We start from the raw sequence: 18293 nt of genomic DNA on the forward strand, positions 1-18293 counted from the left end.
GTCATGACAACAACAGAGAAGCCGCATATGCCGGGATCGCGCGATCCCCGATCGGGCGATCTCTATGCAGTGCCCCGCCTGTGGAGCGTTGACGGCGGTCTGGTGGAACTTGAGCCGGCGCATATCCCCGCGGTCGGAGTGCTGACCGAGGTTATCGAGATGGGTCCGCGCAGCTTCGGCTACGTCGATCTTTCCGGTGGTGTCCGCGTCATTACCGAACTGGGCGCAGGGCCGCACGATGTGGGCGGACGGTACCAACTCAGTATCGACGCGCAGCCGAGGAGGTTTGACCGTGCGTGAGGTATTTGTAGCCGGTGCGGGCATAACTCCGTTCCAGAAGTATGAGCCGGGGACGGGCCGTCAGGTTGCCTCAAGGATTGCTGCCGACGTGCTCCGCGAGGCTGGGTTGACCTACTCCGACGTAGACGGTGTGTGGGGTGGAGTCGCCCTTGGCGCGAGCCCTCGAGTTGTCTTTGTAGCCAAAGAGCTTGGCCTTACCGGAGTCCCGGTACAGCATGTAACCAATGCTTCGGCGAGTGGGTTAGCGGCAGTCCACGAAGCGAAGCTCGCGATCCAATCCGGCGAGCACGATCTCGTGTTAGTCCTGGGCTATGACATACCCGACTACCAGACCTCCGCAGAGGACGCGATCGCACGCCAAGGCTTCCTACCCCCGGTAGCGCTCTTTGGACTCTGGGCTGCAGAGCGCGCCCGGCAGTTCGGAACGTCGGCGCAAGACCTCGCTGCGGTGGCGGCGAAGAACTGGAACTTCGCTCGCACGAATCCCCGTGCGCTGCGTCAAGCTGAGTCCGAAGTAACCCCGGAGTCGATTCTTGCAAGCAGAACGATTGCTGGCATGCTCACCTCCAAAATGTGTACGCCGTGGGGTGATGGAGCAGGCGCACTCGTACTGTGCACGCGCGAGGCCCTGAGTCGTCTAGCGCCGGGAACTGTTGTGGCACAGCTAGCTGCCTCGGTTTTGCAGAGCGAGGTGTACGGTTCGATGCATACCTTCGAGGGTGCCGTGGTTGGGCCGCGTGAGATGACAGAACGGGCCGCGAAGAAGGCGTTCGCTGCAGCGGGTATCGAGCCGTCGGATGTGGATCTCCTCCAGGTCCATGACGCTTTTGCGAACGAGGAACTCGAGTACATCGAACTGCTCGGCTTCGTTGCTCCTGGCCAGGCCGATGCTCTCATACATAAGGGGGCGTTCGGACCCGGCTCGAGGAAGGAGTTCGGCCTCCACGAAGTGTCGACCGACGGTGGCCTCATCGGTCGCGGCCATGCCAGCGGCGCTACCGGAATCGCGCAAATAGCAGAGACATTACGACGGTTCACCACTCACGACGACAGCGTCGGTGTCTGCCAGCTATCAGGTGCGGGCTCGGTGTGTATCGTCCAGGTGCTTCGACGGATTGAGCTGTGACTAGCTCGGCGCCCAACGCTACCGCAGCGACGTTCACGGCGGTGACGGGAGTGCTGCAGACACGTCGAAGCTGCCGGGGTTACCTTCCCGACGAAGTACCCAAAGCACTCATCGAGAGCATTGTGCGGGCTGCGCAGTGGGCACCGTCGTGGTCGAATGTGCAGCCATGGCAGGTCGATGTGGTGTCGGGGGAAGTGCGGGACCGGCTTACCGCGAATTTCGCGGATGAGTCCATCGAACGTGGACCCGATGTCGCCTTTCCCCGCGGGTACACCGGCATCTACCGTGATCGGCGCCGCACCAGTGGCTGGCAACTCTACGACGCCCTGGGCATCACGCGCGGCGACAGAGCGGCCTCTGCCGCCGAGGCATCGCGCAACTTCGAGTTCTTCGGTGCGCCGCACGCGGCGATTGTCAGCACCGAGCGGGCGCTGGGTGAATACGGAATCCTTGACTGTGGGCTGTTTATCCAGGCATTTTTGACTGCCGCTGAGGCTGCGGGCCTCGGAACTATCGCTCAAGCATCGGTAGCGAGCCGCTCACCGACGCTGCATGAACAACTCTCGATTCCGTCCTCCCGGGCAGTGTTATGTGCAATTGCATTCGGTTATCCGGATCCAAGTCACCCCAGTGCGCGTGTGCGCACCGAGCGGGCACCTCTTGACGAGGTCGTTCGCTTTCACTGACGCACCGTCTCCGCAGGTAGATGTGCCGCGTACATCATCAGTATTTCGAATTAAAGCCATGCCAAAGTTTCATTAGGTCGTTCCTGTGACGCCTGTAACAATTAATCGAATACGTGACGCAGATCCCTTCGCGTTAACGTCACCAGCCAAAGAGGAACTACTGTGATTCGCCATTACTTTCTGTGGAAGACCTCCGACACGGAGTTCAGTAGTGCAGTGTTGCAACAACTTACCGATCTGGTCGCCGCCACTGGGGTGAGTGCGACGGCGGGTGAGCATGAGGGCGTCAGCCCGACCGGCAAGGAGTGGTCGGGTGCATTCACTGCTGACTTCGCCACGAAGCAGGATCTTGACACGTTCATGGGCTCGCCCGAGCACCGCACTGTTGTCGCACAGATCGCGCCGTCTCTCGATGACGTTGCGATTGTCGACGTCGAAGTCGGAAGTCACTGATCGTGACGATGACCGTGGACAGTACGCAGACACTCACACAGCCCGACGACGACTACGCGAACGGTATCGCCGGATTCCTGTCCGAGGTGTGGGGGCAGGAAGTGACGATCAACGGCTTTGGTCGCATGACCGGTGGAAACGCTCGGACCACCTGGCGTTTCCATGCGACGACGCCTACGCGAAGACATAGGATGGTACTGCGGGTCGCTGCCGGACCGGCGTTAGAACTTGCCGAGTTTCGCCGTGAATTCGATGCGTTGACAGTCGCATTCGATGCCGGACTACCAGTCCCAGAACCGTTGTGGCACATCGAGGAAGAACGGTGGCTTGGTGCTTCGTTCGTATTGATTGCAGAAGTGCCTAACTGCTTGAGCTCCAACCATGCACGCGACCTCTCGCCGGGGGTGGGACACACGCTGTTTGCCGAAGGCATGGAAGTGTTGGGCCGACTGGCCGCCGTCGATCTTGCTGCTGTTGAGTTGCCGTCGGGGATTGAGCAGAGTTCACCGGAGAGCTGTGCGCGTGAACAACTCGATGCATGGGCAGATCTCTACGAGGCAAACGAGATTCACCCCAACCCGATCGGTCGAGTCGCTTTGCAGTGGCTGCGAGCCAACCCGCCGGCTGCGGCGAGCAAATTGGCTCTGGTTCACGGTGACTACCGACTCGGAAACCTGCTGTATGACAACGATGGTCACCTCCGGGCAGTCCTGGACTGGGAGATGGCTCACCTAGGAGACCCACTCGAAGACCTGGCGTGGACGATTGACGTGCGCCAAGATGCCGACCACCCCGTCCTTGCGTGGGGTGTTGCCGACCCGGCGCAGGCTGTCGAACTGTGGCAGGCATCCAGTGGTTTGGAGGTTGATACCGACTCACTACGATGGTGGCAGGTATTCGTGGCGTTCAAAGCGCTCACCATCTGGACGATGTCTGGCCATAACTTTGCCACCCAGCCGCAGAAGCGACTGATCGATGGCCGGATGGGCTGGGTGCTCGTCGAACGGCAGCAGCGGATCCTGGTGGACCTGTTGTCACCGCATAGTGAGCACCACTACTACTGGCACGGAGAGCACTGATGATCACCCACGGAAGCACGAGTATCGGCTACATCGCCGACTACCTCGAAGATCAACTCGGCACCCATCCCGATGCTCCTGCGCTGCGCAAGGACATCTACGTCGCGGCGATGCTCACCCGACTTGTCGGGGAAGACTACGACCGTGCAGTCGACGTCCTCATCGCCGACCGTGCCCAGGTCGTTGACATTCTCTCGGCTGCAACAAATCTTCTGCCGGGAGGGCATGCGCTGCAGATGCTGCTACAGCAGCGGCTCTCGGATCAGCAACGCAGCCTGCGCGTCGCTGACCTGACAGAACGCGGCGACCTCGACAATGCGGTCATCGCTGAACTGCATGTGGCACTCACTAGCACTGACGGGCAACATAATTCACACCGGCAGCTACTTGATCAGGTATGGGAGTACCTCGGTAGCTACGCGCAACGTCGTCGCTACCGATCCGCGCCCTAAACATCAACCGGCCGGGTCGCGGAGTCGGCCAACTACCGCTTGCTAGCCCCATCTTCCTGACTTCCATGTTTGTGGGATCCTGGCCCCGCTATAACGAAAGGTGCCCGTGTTGTCTCTTAGTCCATTTGATGAGTATGCCATTCACCAAACTCCGGAGCCAGTCCTCCTGCCCGTCTCTAGCGATCGTAATGTATATGACCGCAACTGGTTTGGCGGATTTGACGTCGGCGGCCAGTACTACTTCGGCTTCACCATCGGAGTCTACCCGAATCGCGGTGTAATCGATTGCGGGTTCAGCATCCTCGATTCTCACGGTGTTCAGCATTGCCTCCTCGCCTCAGGTCGGGCCCCCGGCGACCGTCGTTCGCTGTCGGTCGGCCCGGTCATCATGACGGTTGCCGAACCGATGCGTCGCATCGTTGTGACCGTCGCAGAAAACGACTCTGGCATCTCGGGGGAGCTGACATTCACCGCACACTCGGCTGCAGTCAAAGAGCCGCGCCAGGTGGTGTGGTCAGGTGTCCGTCGGACAACAGATACGACTCGATACAATCAGTACGGCCGCTGGTCGGGGTGGGTGCAGACAGGCGAGGAACTCATCGAGGTCGACGCGAACACCTGCTACGGAGTCAAAGACCGCTCCTGGGGTGTCCGCCGACTCGGTGAGCCCGAACTCCCCGGACCGATTGAGCCCAACCGCCCAATGTTTTTGTGGTCGCAGCTCTTTTGGGACGATGACCGTGTCACCCACGCACTTCTCTTCGATGATTCCGAAGGTAAGGCACTAGTACGTGACGGCGCCGAAGTTCCGATCTATCAATCACCGGCCGACATCCCCGGAATCGAGGACGGCGCGGTACGTCAACTTCAGATCGTCAGCCACGAGATCAACCATCAGGAAGGCACACGGTGGATTCAGGCAGCCAGAATTACCGCGGCCGATGAGAGTGGAACTCTCGTGACTATCGAGCACACACCGCTGCGGCGATTTCATCAGCGAGGCGTCGGCTACACACACCCACGATGGCCGCATGGCGTATGGCAGGGAGATTCTGTCATCGACTTTGAACGATACAGACCCGACGACCTAGACCCCACGCGTCGCGAAAACTACCACGTCCAGCACCTCGTCCGGGTCACCGATGGTGACCGGCAGGGTATCGGAATTCTTGAACACTTCATCCAAGGGCCCTACCGCCCAGCAGGTTTGACCAGCTAGTCCCGTCCATAGTAATCACCCGCACCTTTCGGTGTATCAGTAAGAGAGAAGCCAATCATGAGCGATATCGCGATCCCGAAGTCCCGTCCATCGGGCACTGGTCGTGCCGAAGTAGACAAAGTGCCTCGCGAGGTGCGACGTGTCGCGCTCTCGAGCTTCCTCGGCAACACCATCGAGTCCTACGACTTCCTGTTGTATGGCTCGGCAGCGGCGTTGGTCTTCGGTCCACTGTTCTTTAGCGGACTGTCGGACTCGATCGCTTTGATCGCATCCTTTGCCGCCTTCGCCACCGGATTCGTGGTTCGCCCATTGGGCGGCTTCTTTTTCGGTCGACTCGGCGACCGTGTGGGGCGCAAGAAGGTCCTGCTGATCACGATGTTCATAATGGGCTTGGCCAGCGGGGCGATAGGTCTGCTGCCCACCTACGACCAGGTTGGGCTGCTCGCGCCCATTCTGTTGGTCCTGCTGCGCATGCTGCAAGGTTTTGCCATCGGCGGCGAATGGGGTGGTGCCACCTTGATGGCGGCTGAACATGCTCCGCCGTCACGGCGCGGCCTTATCACGTCGCTCTCGCAGGTCGGGTTGGCGGCCGGTGGACTCGGGGCGACCGGAGCGATGATGATCGTCTCCTCACTGCCTCGCGACGTCATGCTGGATTGGGCATGGCGTATCCCATTTCTTGTCAGTTTCGTCATCTTCGCGATCGGGATATATGTCCGGCTGAAGGTGAACGAGAGCCCGATTTTTGAGGCACTCGAAGCGGAGGAGAGGAAGGTGAAGAACCCGATCTCCGGCAGCTTCCGCGACCACGGATTCGCGATCGCACGAGGCATCTTCATCGTAGCTCCGACGATCGTTGTCACCACTTTGTACGGCAGCTGGGCAATCACCTACGCGGTCGACGCCGGTCACAGCCGGACGACGGTGCTCGCCGCACTGATGGTTGCCTGGGCTTCCGGTATTCCGGCGATGGTGATTTACGGAATCATCGGCGACCGCGTCGGCAGACGTCCCATCTTCTTTGTCTCGCTGACTGCGTTCATCATCCTCGCCTATCCAGCCTTCCTGGCGCTCAATTCGGGCAACGGCGTTCTGCTTTTCCTCACCTTTGCGGTCCTCTTCGTGGGAATCTCGACGTCGATGACTGCAGGCCTGGGTGCACTGCTACCCGAGTTGTTCCCAACGAAGGTGCGTAACACCGGCATTTCGGTGGCGTACCAGGGTGGTGCGGTGATCGCTGGATTCACCCCATTGATTGCCAGTGCCTTAATCACCTTGGACGTTGGCATCGAGCTGATATCTGCAGTCATCATCGGCCTCTGTCTGTTGGCGTTGTTGGCAGTTCTACACACCGGTGAACGGGTCGGGGAGAGCTTGGGCGACTAGCGTTTGTGCACTCCACTAGCCAATGGCCACTCTGTCAACTTAACTGGGCCGTGAAGCAGGGGTGATGGTCGGATGAGTCGTGGAGACGGAACGCGGGCGGATGTGACGCGGTCGCTGTATAAACGGCACCGCTATTCCGCGGAGATCGTCGCGCACGGCGTGTGGCTACTACAGGTTCACCTTTTGAGCTTGCGCGACGTCGCGGAGTTCGGGCCCGAATACGCCCGTGGCCTGCGCCGCCGTGCTCCCGAACTCGGCGAAACATGGCTTCTGGACGAGCTGTTAGTCAAGAAAATCGGTTGCATCCAAAATTACCTGTGGCGGGCGGTCGATCAGGACGGCAAGGTCCTTGACATCCTGGTCCAGTCCCGCCGCAACGCGAAGGCCAGCGAAGCGCTTCTTCGGCAAGCTGATGCGCAAACAGGGCCGCGTGCCGAGGGTGCTGGTGACCGACACGATTGCCAGTTGCGTTGTAGCGCACAAATACCTGATGCCATCGGTCGAACATCGGCGCTCGAGTTACCTCAACAACCGGGCCGAAAACTCGCACCAACCGACCGGGCAGCGCGAACGCGCCATGCAATTCTTCCGTTCACCGGGTGCGGCACAACGGTTTCTGGCGGCGTTCAGTGCGATTTCGCCGCACTTGCGGCCAGGACGACGCAAGCTCACCGCGAGCTATTATCGCTCCGAAATGACCGGCCGATTCGCCACCTGGAACGACGCTACCGGCGTACCCGTCGCCATTGGAACGCCGGGCTGACCCTGTGCGGCGTGACATAAGTACTTTGACATTCGAGAGCGACTGGCGCTCTGCGTATTTCCCTTGCTGCATCGAGGTCCCCAAAGTTTCCAGGCTTCGGCTATCCCTACTATTGGATGTGTGAATTCCCATGAACTCTCGTGAGTATCGCCAGTGGCGCCAACGGCGTCGCGCCGCTTGGATCGAAGCCAACCGCAAACGCAACCATCCTGACTCCGAGGCGGAGCGCCTCATTGAGTTTGCCAGCAGGTGGGCACCATTCGGGGGCGCCCCGGAGGAGGAAGTCCTTGTGCATTTCGGAATGACAATGCGCCGGTTTATCGAGCGATTGTGGCAGGTCATCCCTGAATCGAACGGTCTCCAAGACGAGATACGCATTCTAGCGAGAATGTACCCGCGGCCCGTCGAGTCGGCGGCCCACACGTCATTGGGTGTGACCGGAGCTTCTAGTGTCTCGCGACAATTTGACCGTCAAACTACTTGCCCCACGAAGCACTAGCAATCGGTCGAGGACTCTTTCCATGTTGCTGCGTTGGCAGGTCGAGGCGATCGACTGCGTTATTCCGCGGAGACGTCGCATGAGGATCCTGATGTCCTGGCAGGATCCCGGCATTCCAGGTTGACCGAGCAGGCCACCTTCGGTGTCTTTTGGGTGACCGAACCCAACTCCATTCACACACGCGATGTGGAAAAGTCCTGCATCGCGTCAATACACGGACGAGACTCGGAGGGCTGGGTCGAGCGCGGGTTAGTCGTAACGATCCTGGAGACGACAGATCCCTGTCCTCCGGGAATGACCCTAACCCGACGGGTCGACGCGAATCCACGGTATCGGTGCGTTCATCACCTCATTGTGCGGTGCGTTAGATGTCTCAGCACTGTCAGCGGTCACGTAATTCCGACTTGTATGAGTGTCAGCGGTCCGTGGTCGGGTCAGCTACCCGTAGCGTTCCGTAGCAGACCGGAAGGGCTGACTCGCGTAATTCCTGTCACCCGCCCGTTGGGTTGACCCTGGTAGGGGTGTGTCCACCCCTTCCGGTCTGCGTTCGCGGAGTGACTGAAGAGAGGCGTGACCCCAAGCTGCTGTGAGAGGTACTTGAAGTCGGATTGTCCTCCGCGGATTCCCCAATCCGAGCAGAGAAGGGAACCGCCTTCCATGATCGTCATCGGCATCGATCCCCACAAGTCCACCCACACCGCAACCGCGGTCGACCCGGCCACCAACACCGACCTCGGCTCGATCCGCATCGGCGCCACCCTCACCGGCTACAAGACGCTGATCGCCTGGGCCAAGTCCTGGCCGCAACGCCAGTGGGCGGTCGAGAATGCCTACGGTCTCGAACATCACCTTGCGCAGTGGCTGCTCGTCCTCGGGGAGGTCACCCTCGACGTTCCGACCACGGCCACCGCCCGGGTCCGGGAACTCTCCCGCGGCGGCCGCCGCAAGAACGACCGCATTGATGCCGCGGCAGCGGCGTGCGTCGCCGCCGCACAGGGCGACGCCCGCCCGGTTGATCCGGGGGGTCCCACCGACATCCTGTCCCTACTCGACGAGCGACGAACAAACTTGTTGGGCAGCAGAACTCGCATCGTGAATCAACTCCACGCGCTGCTGCGTCAGCTGCTCGCCGGGGGTGCGCCGACCTCGCTGACCGCTGCTGCAGCGACCGCCCTGTTGCGGGGCTTCCGCGCGCGCAGCGAGGTGGACCGGGTGCGGGTCGGGCTGTGTCGGGATCTGATTGCCGACGTCCGGCGCCTCGACGACCAGCTCGCGGCGAACGAGAAGCAGATGACCCATGCGCTCGACGAGCACGGCACCCGCCTGCGCGAGGTCGACGGCATCGGTGCGGTGACCACGGCCCGGCTGATCGGCCGCACCGGCCGTCCCGATCGGTTCCCGACCGCGGCGGCCTTTGCGAACTACAACGGCTCGGCGCCGGTGCAGATCGCCAGCGCGGACACCGATCGCCACCGCCTCTCCCGCTACGGCGACCGACAACTCAACAGCGCGCTCTATACCGTCGCTGTGGTTCAGATCCGGATGCCCGCCAGTGCCGGGCGCGCCTATTACGACAAGAAGATCGCCGAGGGCAGGAAGCCCGCTGCGGCGAGGCGCGCCCTCAAACGTCACCTGTCCGATCATGTCTGGCGCATCATGCTCGCCGACGAAAAGCGGCGTCTTCGACCAGAAGAAAATCAATCCGCGAGGGCCGCTTGACAAACAGAGAGGCACCCCACCCCTGGGGCGTGTCGGCCGGGGGTTCGGGTGCTGCTGCAGGTTCGCTCCTGACTGGGTCACCGACTACGGGGCCCGGGAAGGGGCCTGACGGTGGCGAGGAGAACGTGGATGATGATCGATCTGATGGAGTTGTTCCGGCATTGGCATGCCGGCCGGTCGCAGGTGCAGATCGCGGAGGCCCTGGATATCGACCGAAAAACCATCCGGAAATACCTGGCTCCCGCCGTGGCGGCCGGGTTGACGCCGGGCGAGGGTGGGAAGTTCGACGAGCCGCTCTGGTGGGAGCTGATCACGGGGTGGTTCCCGGAGGTCGGCGACCCGGTGGCGCGGGCGGTGACGTGGCCGGCGATCGCCGCGCATCACGACTGGATCGACGGGCAGCTGACCGCGTCGGTGACGGTAGCGACGATTGCGCAACGCCTGCGTGACGACCACGGTGTTACGGTGTCCGAGTCGACGGTACGACGGTATGTGGCAGCGCAATTCGCCGATCAGGTGGCGGAGTCGAAGGTGACGGTGGCCCGTGGCGCGGTCCCGCCTGGCGACGAGGCTCAGGTCGACTACGGCAAGCTCGGCATGTGGCGCAACCCGGCCACCGACCGGCGGGTGGCGGTGTGGGCGTTCGCGATGATCCTGTCCTGCTCACGGATGCTGTTCGTGCAGCCGGTGCTGCGGATGGACCAGAGTTCGTGGTGCGCCTCGCACGTGGCGGCGTTCGAGTTCTTCGGCGGCACGCCGGCCCGGATCGTGTGCGACAACCTCAAAACCGGGGTCGACCGGCCTGACCTGTACGACCCGAAGATCAACCGCGCCTACGTGCCGTGGGGGAGTACCCCGGACCGCCGCGCGGGCACCGTTGCTCCGAGCGATTGCGAAGAACGGCAACCTCAGTGCCACATCGCTCTCGGGGGCAGCGGTCCACCAGACCATCCGCCGCCGCGCCGAACACGCCGGCTACGACCCCACAGCGCTCGCCAAGCTAGGCGGGCATTCCCTCCGCGCAGGCGTCGTTACGCAGGGCACCCGCAACGGCACCGACGGCTCAGCCATCGCCCGCCAAACCGGACACGTCAGTCTCGATTCCGTCGAGGTGTACAGACGCGAGCACGCACCCCTCGCCGGCAACGCCGTCACGGACATTGGGTTGTGACTCCGAAACTGAGCAGAATTGCGTTCGATACATCTGTTCGACCACGACCACGACCACGAGTACGAGTACGAGTACGGCAGTATGGTGCTCTATACCTCTCCGTCTACCAAGGTGCAGTGCCATTCGGCCCGTGACAACAACTCGTCGAACGTGATGATCTCCGGCTCGTACAAATTTCGACGGTACAGCTCAAACGACTCGAACTTTGATTGGTTCACACCGTTTTGCCCACGTAGCTGTGCCAGGTTGCCCACAATCAGGAACGCACGAGGACGAACCAAGTACGTGTGTTCGCCGGTGTCGGATCCAGTTTCATCCTTCTCTGCAAGTCTGCCGTGGATGTCGCGAGCCGCTCGATGTACCGTCTGCTGAATCTGTGTGGCCCCGCCGCTGAGCTCGGATGACGGCGACCAACACCCTGACCGGTATTCCTTCCCCAACAGCGACGTTTCGTGGTGTTAGATCTCCGCGAACACCATTGAGTTGCGATCGGCAGTGAGATCCACCAGCAGATCGTCATGGATACCGAGCGGCTCCGCGATAACTGCGAGAAGGGGGACATCGATCGGGATGCGCCTTACTAAGCCGGTTCGGGTTGCAATTTCTCCGGCGCGCACCACACTCCGGGCCTTGACGTGATCCAGGTCATATGGAAAAATTCACGTAACTACATTGCAGTTCATACTATGAAATGAGATCTGGATGGCCGAGATGCTGGGACACCCGCTGAGACACTCCGTGGGGCCTACTGATTCATCCACGGCAGGAAGACGCCCCAAGCTTCCGCCCAGGGCGCGTCGTGCAGTTCTTGCCGCAACCGTCGGGACGGCCATCGAGTGGTATGACTATTCCCTGTACGGCACCGTTGCTGCTCTCGTAGCGGGCCAGCTGTTCTTCCCCGGGGCGTCACCCGGGGTGGGTCTGCTCGCTGCCTTCGCGACATTCGGTGTCGCCTACTTAGCCCGCCCATTCGGCGGGATCGTCATCGGTCACATCGGAGACAAGTACGGCCGCAAACCCGCGCTGATGTCCAGTTTGGTGCTGATGGGCACGGCCACCTTCGCCATCGCCTTCCTGCCGACGTACGAGACCATCGGCATCTGGGCGACGGTGTTCCTGGTCCTTCTGCGCCTCGCTCAGGGCTTCGGCGCGGGGGCCGAGCTGGCCGGAGCGCTTACCGTGGTCGCCGAACACACCCCGGTCGCGCGCCGCGGCTTCTACACCTCGCTGTCCCAAACCTCTTCACTGGTAGGCGTTCTGCTCGCCAGTGTGGCCTTCCTGTTCGTCTCGGGCATGCCCGAAGACCAGCTGCTGTCGTGGGGATGGCGAGTGCCGTTTCTGACGGCCGGCCTGCTCTTCGTGGTGGCTCTGTATGTCCGGGCCAAGCTCGAAGAATCCCCCGAGTTCGACCAAGCGATCGACGAGGCGTCGGAGGCGCGGGCCACCAAAGCCCCGATCTCCAGGGTGCTCAAATCCCGGCGGCGGGAGATCGCACTCGCTTTTGTGCTGATGGGTGCCAACAACGTGCTTACCTACACGCTGATCACTTACGTGACAAGCTATTTGAAGAATACGGTGGGCATGTCGGCGATGGCGGCGCTGACGGCAACATCGATCGGCACAGCCGTCGGTATCATCGCCAATCCCATTGCCGGTCATCTCTGTGACCGCTTCGGGTACCGCCGTGTATGGAGCATCGCACTGGTCGCAACGATACTGGGTATCGTTCCGTTCTTCGCCGGACTGCAGACCGGAAATCTATTGGTGTGCAGCCTGTGCATGTCGCTGGCGTTCCTCATCACCTACGCGGGTACCGCCGGCGCCTACTCGGGGGTGTTCGCCAACCTGTTCCCCACGGAGGTGCGTTACAGCGGTGTGGCGTTCACTAAGGAAACCAGCGGCGCCCTCATCGCCGGCCCCACGCCGTTCGTCGCGACGGCGCTGGTACTCGCCGCCGACGGTTCGGCGCGCTTTCTGGTGCTCTACATCCTGGCCTGGGTCGTGGCCAGCCTGGTCGTGCTGTACAAGATCGGCTCCATCGCCGAGAATCCGGAAGAGCCGAATCTGTTGCTATGAAATGTCGGTCGAGCTGCCAGGTCGTGCTGGTGCACGGCAATCCAGAGACCGCGGATGTGTGGGCTGCTCTAATCGGATCACTGCCCGACCGGGACGTGAGCTGCCTGTCACCGCCCGGCTTCGGCTGTCCGCTCCCCGCGGGCTTCGCGTGCACCATGGACGGGTACCGCGATTGGCTCATCGCCCAGCTCGAGCGCATCGGAGCTCAGGTGCATCTGGTGGGGCACGACTGGGGTGGGCTGCACGTGATCAACGCCGTATCGGCTCGACCGGACCTCGTGCTGAGCTGGGCCAGCGACACCGCCGGGATGTTCGCGCCGGGCTATCGCTGGCACAAGAGTGCCGCGCAGTGGCAGCAACCCGGTGTCGGTGAGCAGCACACGTCGTCGATCTTCGGCGGCGACCCGGACAGGCTGTCAGACTTCTTGGCGGCCAAGGGGATGCCCGCGCACTGGGCCGCACTGATGGCCGAGCGGCAGGACCCCGCTCTTCCCGCAGCGGTGTTGTCCCTGTATCGCTCTGCGCGTCAGCCGGTGCTCAGCGACGCCGGAGCGAAGCTCGCCCCGCTGCCGGCGGCCGGTCTGGTGATCAACCCACTGCGTGATCCGAACACCGGTACCGACCTCATGCGCAGGCAGGTTGCCCAGCGGTGCGGCGCCGAGGTTGTGACCTTTCCGGACCTGGGGCACTGGTGGATGCTAGAAGACCCATCGCGGGCCGCGCAGGCCTTCGAGACCTTCTGGTCCACCGCAGAACTCGACAGGTAGACGCGCAAGACGGGGCGCGCCGACAGTGGCCGGCTTGGCAGACCCCTCGGCCGCCGCGTTCGTGGATCTGTCATTTGTCGTGCGAGACAACGCAATTACCCGCGCCGCGGATAGCTGGTTCGGAACGCGCCGAGGGCGCAGTGGTGTGAATCGGCGCCGGCAAAGTGCTTGACAGTGACATGCCTCTCGCCATAGCCTTTTCACCAATTGAAATTTAACTAAGGAATGTGAACATGATCTATGAACTTCGCGAGTACACCACCGTCCCGGGCCGCATGGGGGACGTCGTCAAGCGCTTCAACGACCACGCGATAGCACTCTTCAAGAAGCACGGCATGGACCTGATGTTCATCAGCAAGACGGAATTCGGCGACGTGAGCAACAACGAACTGGTCTTCGCCCTGCGGTTCGATTCCTACGGCGACATGGAACACAAGTGGCACGCATTCCACGGTGACCCCGCGTGGCAGACCGTCCGCGCCGAAAGTGAGAAGGACGGACCGCTGGTCAGCACGGTGCGCCGGCGGATCCTCGACCCGACTGCATTCCGCGCCTGATCCGCCGCCCACCTCTGACACCGAAGGTGCAAACACCAATGGACGTGCTCGACTACGACACCCTGTACATCGCCGGCGAATGGCGGAAGTCCTCGGGGACAGACCGTGTCACGGTTATCTCGCCCAACGACGAGGAACGTGTTGGCTCGGCTCCGGCGGGGACCGCCGCCGATGTGGACGCGGCGGTCGCCGCTGCGCGCAGCCAGCTTGCCGCGGGAGGTTGGGCCAGCTGGTCGGTCCAGGAACGCGCGAGCGCCCTGCACCGCTTTGCTGATCGGTTGGAGACGGTGGCCGCCGATGTGAGCTGGCGTGTCAGTGCACAGAACGGCATGCCGATCTCGATGTCGCGCGGCATCGAACGCTTTCCCGTGCAAGTGCTGCGGTACTATGCCGATCTGGCCGAAGCGACAGCCGCCGACGAACGCAGGCTGGGCCCCGACGGCTCGGTCACGGTGGTGGCCCGGGACCCGGTCGGGGTGATCGCCGCGATCGTGCCGTGGAACGGTCCGCAAGTACAGAGTATGATCAAGATCGCACCCGCGCTGGCCGCCGGATGCTCCGTCGTGCTCAAGCCCGCGCCCGAAGCCATGCTGGACTCGTTCCTGCTTGCCCAAGCCGCGCATGAATCTGGGCTTCCCCCAGGAGTTTTGAGCATCATCCCCGGAGATGGTGAACTCGGCGCCTACCTTGTAAGTCACCCCGGGGTTGATAAGGTGTCGTTCACCGGTTCCACCGCGGCTGGCCGCCTGATCGCGGCCGAATGCGGCCGCCTGATCCGTCCGGTTACGCTGGAACTCGGCGGCAAGTCTGCGGCCATCGTGCTCGACGATGCTGACCTCGGTGCCCATCTGGACGGATTCTTCGACGCGACGATGGCCATGAGCGGTCAGATCTGCCATCTGGGGACTCGCGTCCTGGTACCGCGCTCACGGCACCGAGAGATGGTCGACGCGGTCAGTGACTTGGCGTCCTCTGCTGTCATCGGAGAGTCGCTGGACCCGAAAACTCGTGTGGGACCACTAGTGTCCGCGCGGCAGCGCCAACGCGTCGAGGACTACATCGAGCTCGGACGGGCCGCCGGTGCGACGATCACCGTCGGTGGTGGCCGCCCGGCTGGCCGTGACACCGGCTGGTTCCTATCCCCGACGGTGTTCACCGACGTCGAGGTCGACGCGGTAATCGCACGCGAGGAGATCTTCGGCCCGGTGCTGACGGTGATCCCGTACCGCGACGATGACGAGGCCGTCGCCATCGCCAACGACAGTGCCTATGGTCTTGGCGGAACGGTGTGGACCGCCGACCCCGAGCGGGGGGAGGCACTCGCCAAGCGGATCAGTACCGGCACCATCGGTGTCAACTTCTACGCCAACGACCCCAATGCGCCTTTCGGTGGGGTCCGCGACAGCGGGCTCGGCAGGGAACTCGGACCGGAAGGGCTGGCGGCTGTCCAGGTCCTCAAAAGCATCTATGTCCGTCCCGGCGACGCGCAACCGTCACAGGAGAACTGAATCGTGAAAACCAAAGCCGCACTGGCCTACAGCACCGACCGGGAGTGGAACGTCGAGGACCGGCTGTGGGTGGTGGAAGAACTCGAGATCACCGCGCTGCAGCCCGATGACGTCCTGGTCCACCTCCCGTTCAGCGGGATCTGCCACACCGACCTGCACATGGTTACCGGACACCTCACACCGGCCATGCTACCCATGATAGGCGGTCATGAGGGAGCAGGTGTCGTCGAAGACGTCGGATCCAACGTGACAAATGTCAAACCCGGCGACTCCGTGGTACTTTCGATTGTCCCGGCCTGCGGGACCTGCCGGTATTGCGTATCCGGACGATCCAGTATCTGTGACTACTCCACGATTGTCCTGGACGGCCGACACCCCGATGGCGGCACCCGCTACCGCACCAGCAGCGGCGCCGAGGCCGGGCAGTGGGCGCTGCTGGGTACCTTTGCGGAGTACGTCGTGGTGAACTCTCGAGCGGCCATACCGATGGACCCATCCATCGGCTATGACAAAGCGTCGATGGTGGGCTGTGCCTTCACCACCGGATTCGGGGCCGCGACGGAAAAGGCTCAAGTCCACACCGGAGACGTGGTCGCGGTGTGGGGCTGCGGCGGTGTGGGGCTGTCGGCGGTGCAGGGCGCCGCAGTGGCCGGTGCCGCGCAGATCTTCGCCATCGACACCAAGGATCTCAAACTCGACAAGGCCGTCGAACTCGGCGCCACCACCGCCATCAACGCGGTGCGCGACCGGTCGCCCAACCCCAACCGCGATGAGGTCGCCGAGAAGGTCATGGAGTACACGCAGTGGGTGGGTGCCGACGTTGTCATCCTCTGCGTGGACTACGTGACCCCGGAACTCGTGGGTGCCGCGTTCGAGGCGACCCGCAAGGGCGGCCGAGTAGTGGTGGTCGGGGCAAGTCATCAGGATTTCGACCACGTGAAGATCCCTCCGCTGCAATTGGCGATGTACGAGAAAGAGATCGTTGGCTGCGTCTACGGCGGAGGAAACCCGGCTTTGGTCTTGCCGCGCAACCTCGATCTCTATCAGCGCGGCAAAGTGAAACTCGACGAGATGATCACTCGCTACTACCCACTCGAGGATGTCAACCGGGCATTCGACGATCTGCTGAACGGCGAGATCGTCAAGGGCATACTGCGCTTCTGACAGCCGGTACAGCGTCGGTGGACGTACACAAACACATTCATCAGAACTGAATGACGTCACAAAATGAAATCGAAAGGGACTACTCATGGTGTCGCCTCGATCCCGGGCCGATCGGTCCGCCTCACGCAGGCGGCGGTTGGCCACCAAGTTCGCCACGGTAGCGCTCGGTGCCGCACTGGTCGCCTCGGCAACGGCGTGTAGCAGTGGCGGTGCGAGAAACGACGGCGATATCGCCTTGATGGTGATCGCAGATCTGACCGCACCAGGATTCTCCTTCCCGCAGATCGTCGATGGTGCGCAGGCGGCGGTCAATGAGGTCAACCGAGCCGGCGGGATCGACGGACGAACCATCGCGCTGCTGACCTGCGACTCGCAGAACGACCCCAATGCTGCTGCCGCGTGCGCACGCAAAGCTGTCGCGGAGGAAGTGTCTGCCGTTGTGGGGATGCAGAGCCTGCAGAGTGACGCCATCGTGCGGGGTCTGGAAGCGGCCAATATCCCCGCGGTGGGCGGAAACGACATCGGCGCTCTCGACCGAAAGAGCCCGATCTCCTTCCCCCTGACCAGCACGCCGAGCGTGTTGTTCGCCGTGGCGGCTGCCATGCCCGGCTATGAGCAGTGCACCAAGCCCGGGGTGTTCAGCTCGGATGTTCCGATCACCGCCGAGTACGCCGAGATCATCACCGACTTCTTCGCTGAGAACGTGCCGACGGCGAGCCCCGTGCGGACCGTGTCTTCGACCGTGACGGCCACCGATGTCACCGCACAGGTCGCCACTCTCCTCGAAGGTGGCACGGACTGTGTGTTCATGCTCAACCCGCCCGCACTGAATTTGGCTGCAGTCAAAGCGATTTACAACTCAGGCGCTAAGGTCAAGGTCTCCGGGGCCACACCGGCTCTGCCGCCGCAATCGATGGCAGACCTCGGCGAGGCCGCCATCGGGGTTTATTCGACATCTGGTTTCAAGTTGCCGGGTACAGCAGCCGCGGCCGACGTTTACTCCGAGGGAATGAACGAGGTCAACCCCGAGGCCATCCAGGACACCAACTCCGAGGGCGCCTACGCCGGAGTGAAGATCGTCGCGCAGGCGATGACCGGTCTAGAGGACCAATCACCCAAAGCCGTGCTGAACGCGCTCAATTCGATGAAGAATATTGATGTGGGTGTGGTGGCACCCATTCCGGGGTTCCCCGCCGACAGTGGGCTGGCCGGGATTCCGAGGACGTTCAACACCTTTGCCTACAGCTATCAGTGGGACGGCCAGCAGTATGTGATGACTCGACCCGAACCCATCGATGTCAAGCCGCAACTCGCAGAATCGCTGGACAACCGCTAGGCCCTCATCCCCCACAGCCTGGCCGGGTGACG

The 18293-nt window shown here is 62.3% G+C and carries 17 protein-coding genes and 3 pseudogenes; 19 read left to right on the forward strand and 1 reads right to left on the reverse strand.

What is annotated here, in order from left to right; translation table 11 throughout:
• The first annotated feature begins 3 nt into the window (after nt 1-3).
• The 13 genes and pseudogenes from I1A62_RS03530 to I1A62_RS45815 form a co-directional block, all read left to right on the forward strand.
• Nucleotides 4-300 (forward strand): hypothetical protein, encoded by a 297-nt coding sequence (locus I1A62_RS03530; RefSeq protein WP_219454161.1) that lies wholly within the window; start codon nt 4-6, stop codon nt 298-300.
• Complete coding sequence (locus tag I1A62_RS03535; RefSeq protein ID WP_219454162.1) at nt 293-1426, forward strand: thiolase family protein; 1134 nt, start codon at nt 293-295, stop codon at nt 1424-1426. The genes I1A62_RS03530 and I1A62_RS03535 overlap by 8 nt, the downstream gene beginning before the upstream one ends.
• A 50-nt stretch (nt 1427-1476) precedes the next feature.
• Nucleotides 1477-2112 carry a nitroreductase gene (locus I1A62_RS03540; RefSeq protein ID WP_257890402.1) on the forward strand — a complete coding sequence of 212 codons (636 nt, stop codon included), beginning with the start codon at nt 1477-1479 and terminating at the stop codon, nt 2110-2112.
• Nucleotides 2113-2274: 162 nt separating this feature from the next.
• A complete protein-coding gene (locus I1A62_RS03545) occupies nt 2275-2565 on the forward strand; it encodes a Dabb family protein (protein ID WP_219454164.1) in 291 nt (96 codons plus the stop codon).
• Nucleotides 2566-2573: 8 nt separating this feature from the next.
• Nucleotides 2574-3644, forward strand: a complete 1071-nt coding sequence (locus I1A62_RS03550; protein WP_257890518.1) for a phosphotransferase family protein — start codon at nt 2574-2576, stop codon at nt 3642-3644.
• Nucleotides 3644-4096, forward strand: coding sequence for a hypothetical protein (locus I1A62_RS03555; RefSeq protein ID WP_219454168.1), 453 nt, complete (start codon nt 3644-3646; stop codon nt 4094-4096). The genes I1A62_RS03550 and I1A62_RS03555 overlap by 1 nt, the downstream gene beginning before the upstream one ends.
• A 106-nt stretch (nt 4097-4202) precedes the next feature.
• Entirely contained in the window at nt 4203-5315 is a 1113-nt protein-coding gene (locus I1A62_RS03560; RefSeq protein WP_219454169.1) for a hypothetical protein, read from the forward strand.
• Nucleotides 5316-5372: 57 nt separating this feature from the next.
• Complete coding sequence (locus I1A62_RS03565) at nt 5373-6701, forward strand: MFS transporter (RefSeq protein WP_219454171.1); 1329 nt, start codon at nt 5373-5375, stop codon at nt 6699-6701.
• A gap of 72 nt (nt 6702-6773) precedes the next feature.
• Nucleotides 6774-7464 (forward strand): annotated as a pseudogene (locus I1A62_RS03570) (transposase).
• A gap of 130 nt (nt 7465-7594) precedes the next feature.
• Nucleotides 7595-7963 carry a hypothetical protein gene (locus I1A62_RS47025; RefSeq protein WP_257890403.1) on the forward strand — a complete coding sequence of 123 codons (369 nt, stop codon included), beginning with the start codon at nt 7595-7597 and terminating at the stop codon, nt 7961-7963.
• A 657-nt stretch (nt 7964-8620) separates the two neighbouring features.
• Entirely contained in the window at nt 8621-9682 is a 1062-nt protein-coding gene (locus tag I1A62_RS03575) for an IS110 family transposase (protein WP_219454173.1), read from the forward strand.
• A gap of 132 nt (nt 9683-9814) precedes the next feature.
• Nucleotides 9815-10534: pseudogene (locus tag I1A62_RS03580) on the forward strand (IS21 family transposase); the annotation flags it as partial.
• A pseudogene (locus I1A62_RS45815) lies at nt 10512-10853 on the forward strand (integrase); the annotation flags it as partial. The pseudogenes I1A62_RS03580 and I1A62_RS45815, both read left to right, overlap by 23 nt.
• 89 nt (nt 10854-10942) lie before the next feature.
• Here the strand turns inward: I1A62_RS45815 and I1A62_RS03585 are convergent.
• The gene (locus I1A62_RS03585) at nt 10943-11296 is read right to left on the reverse strand and encodes a Shedu immune nuclease family protein (protein WP_257890519.1); all 354 of its coding nucleotides are present in this window, start codon (nt 11294-11296) and stop codon (nt 10943-10945) included.
• A 259-nt stretch (nt 11297-11555) separates the two neighbouring features.
• Between I1A62_RS03585 and I1A62_RS03590 the strand changes: the two genes are divergently transcribed.
• The 6 genes from I1A62_RS03590 (at nt 11556) to I1A62_RS03615 (ending at nt 18261) form a co-directional block, all read left to right on the forward strand.
• A complete protein-coding gene (locus tag I1A62_RS03590; protein ID WP_219454175.1) occupies nt 11556-12929 on the forward strand; it encodes an MFS transporter in 1374 nt (457 codons plus the stop codon).
• On the forward strand, nt 12926-13696 hold the full coding sequence (locus I1A62_RS03595; protein WP_219454177.1) for an alpha/beta fold hydrolase: 771 nt from the start codon (nt 12926-12928) through the stop codon (nt 13694-13696). Before I1A62_RS03590 ends, I1A62_RS03595 begins: the two co-directional genes overlap by 4 nt.
• Nucleotides 13697-13929: 233 nt before the next feature.
• Entirely contained in the window at nt 13930-14253 is a 324-nt protein-coding gene (locus I1A62_RS03600) for an NIPSNAP family protein (RefSeq protein WP_219454179.1), read from the forward strand.
• A 38-nt stretch (nt 14254-14291) separates the two neighbouring features.
• Nucleotides 14292-15761, forward strand: coding sequence for an aldehyde dehydrogenase (locus I1A62_RS03605; RefSeq protein WP_219454181.1), 1470 nt, complete (start codon nt 14292-14294; stop codon nt 15759-15761).
• Nucleotides 15762-15830: 69 nt separating this feature from the next.
• On the forward strand, nt 15831-16925 hold the full coding sequence (locus I1A62_RS03610) for an alcohol dehydrogenase catalytic domain-containing protein (protein ID WP_219454183.1): 1095 nt from the start codon (nt 15831-15833) through the stop codon (nt 16923-16925).
• Between the two features lie 136 nt (nt 16926-17061).
• On the forward strand, nt 17062-18261 hold the full coding sequence (locus I1A62_RS03615; RefSeq protein WP_219454185.1) for an ABC transporter substrate-binding protein: 1200 nt from the start codon (nt 17062-17064) through the stop codon (nt 18259-18261).
• The last annotated feature ends 32 nt before the right edge of the window (nt 18262-18293 follow it).

The organism is Rhodococcus sp. USK10, assembly GCF_019378875.1.
GTDB lineage: Bacteria > Actinomycetota > Actinomycetes > Mycobacteriales > Mycobacteriaceae > Rhodococcus_F > Rhodococcus_F pseudokoreensis.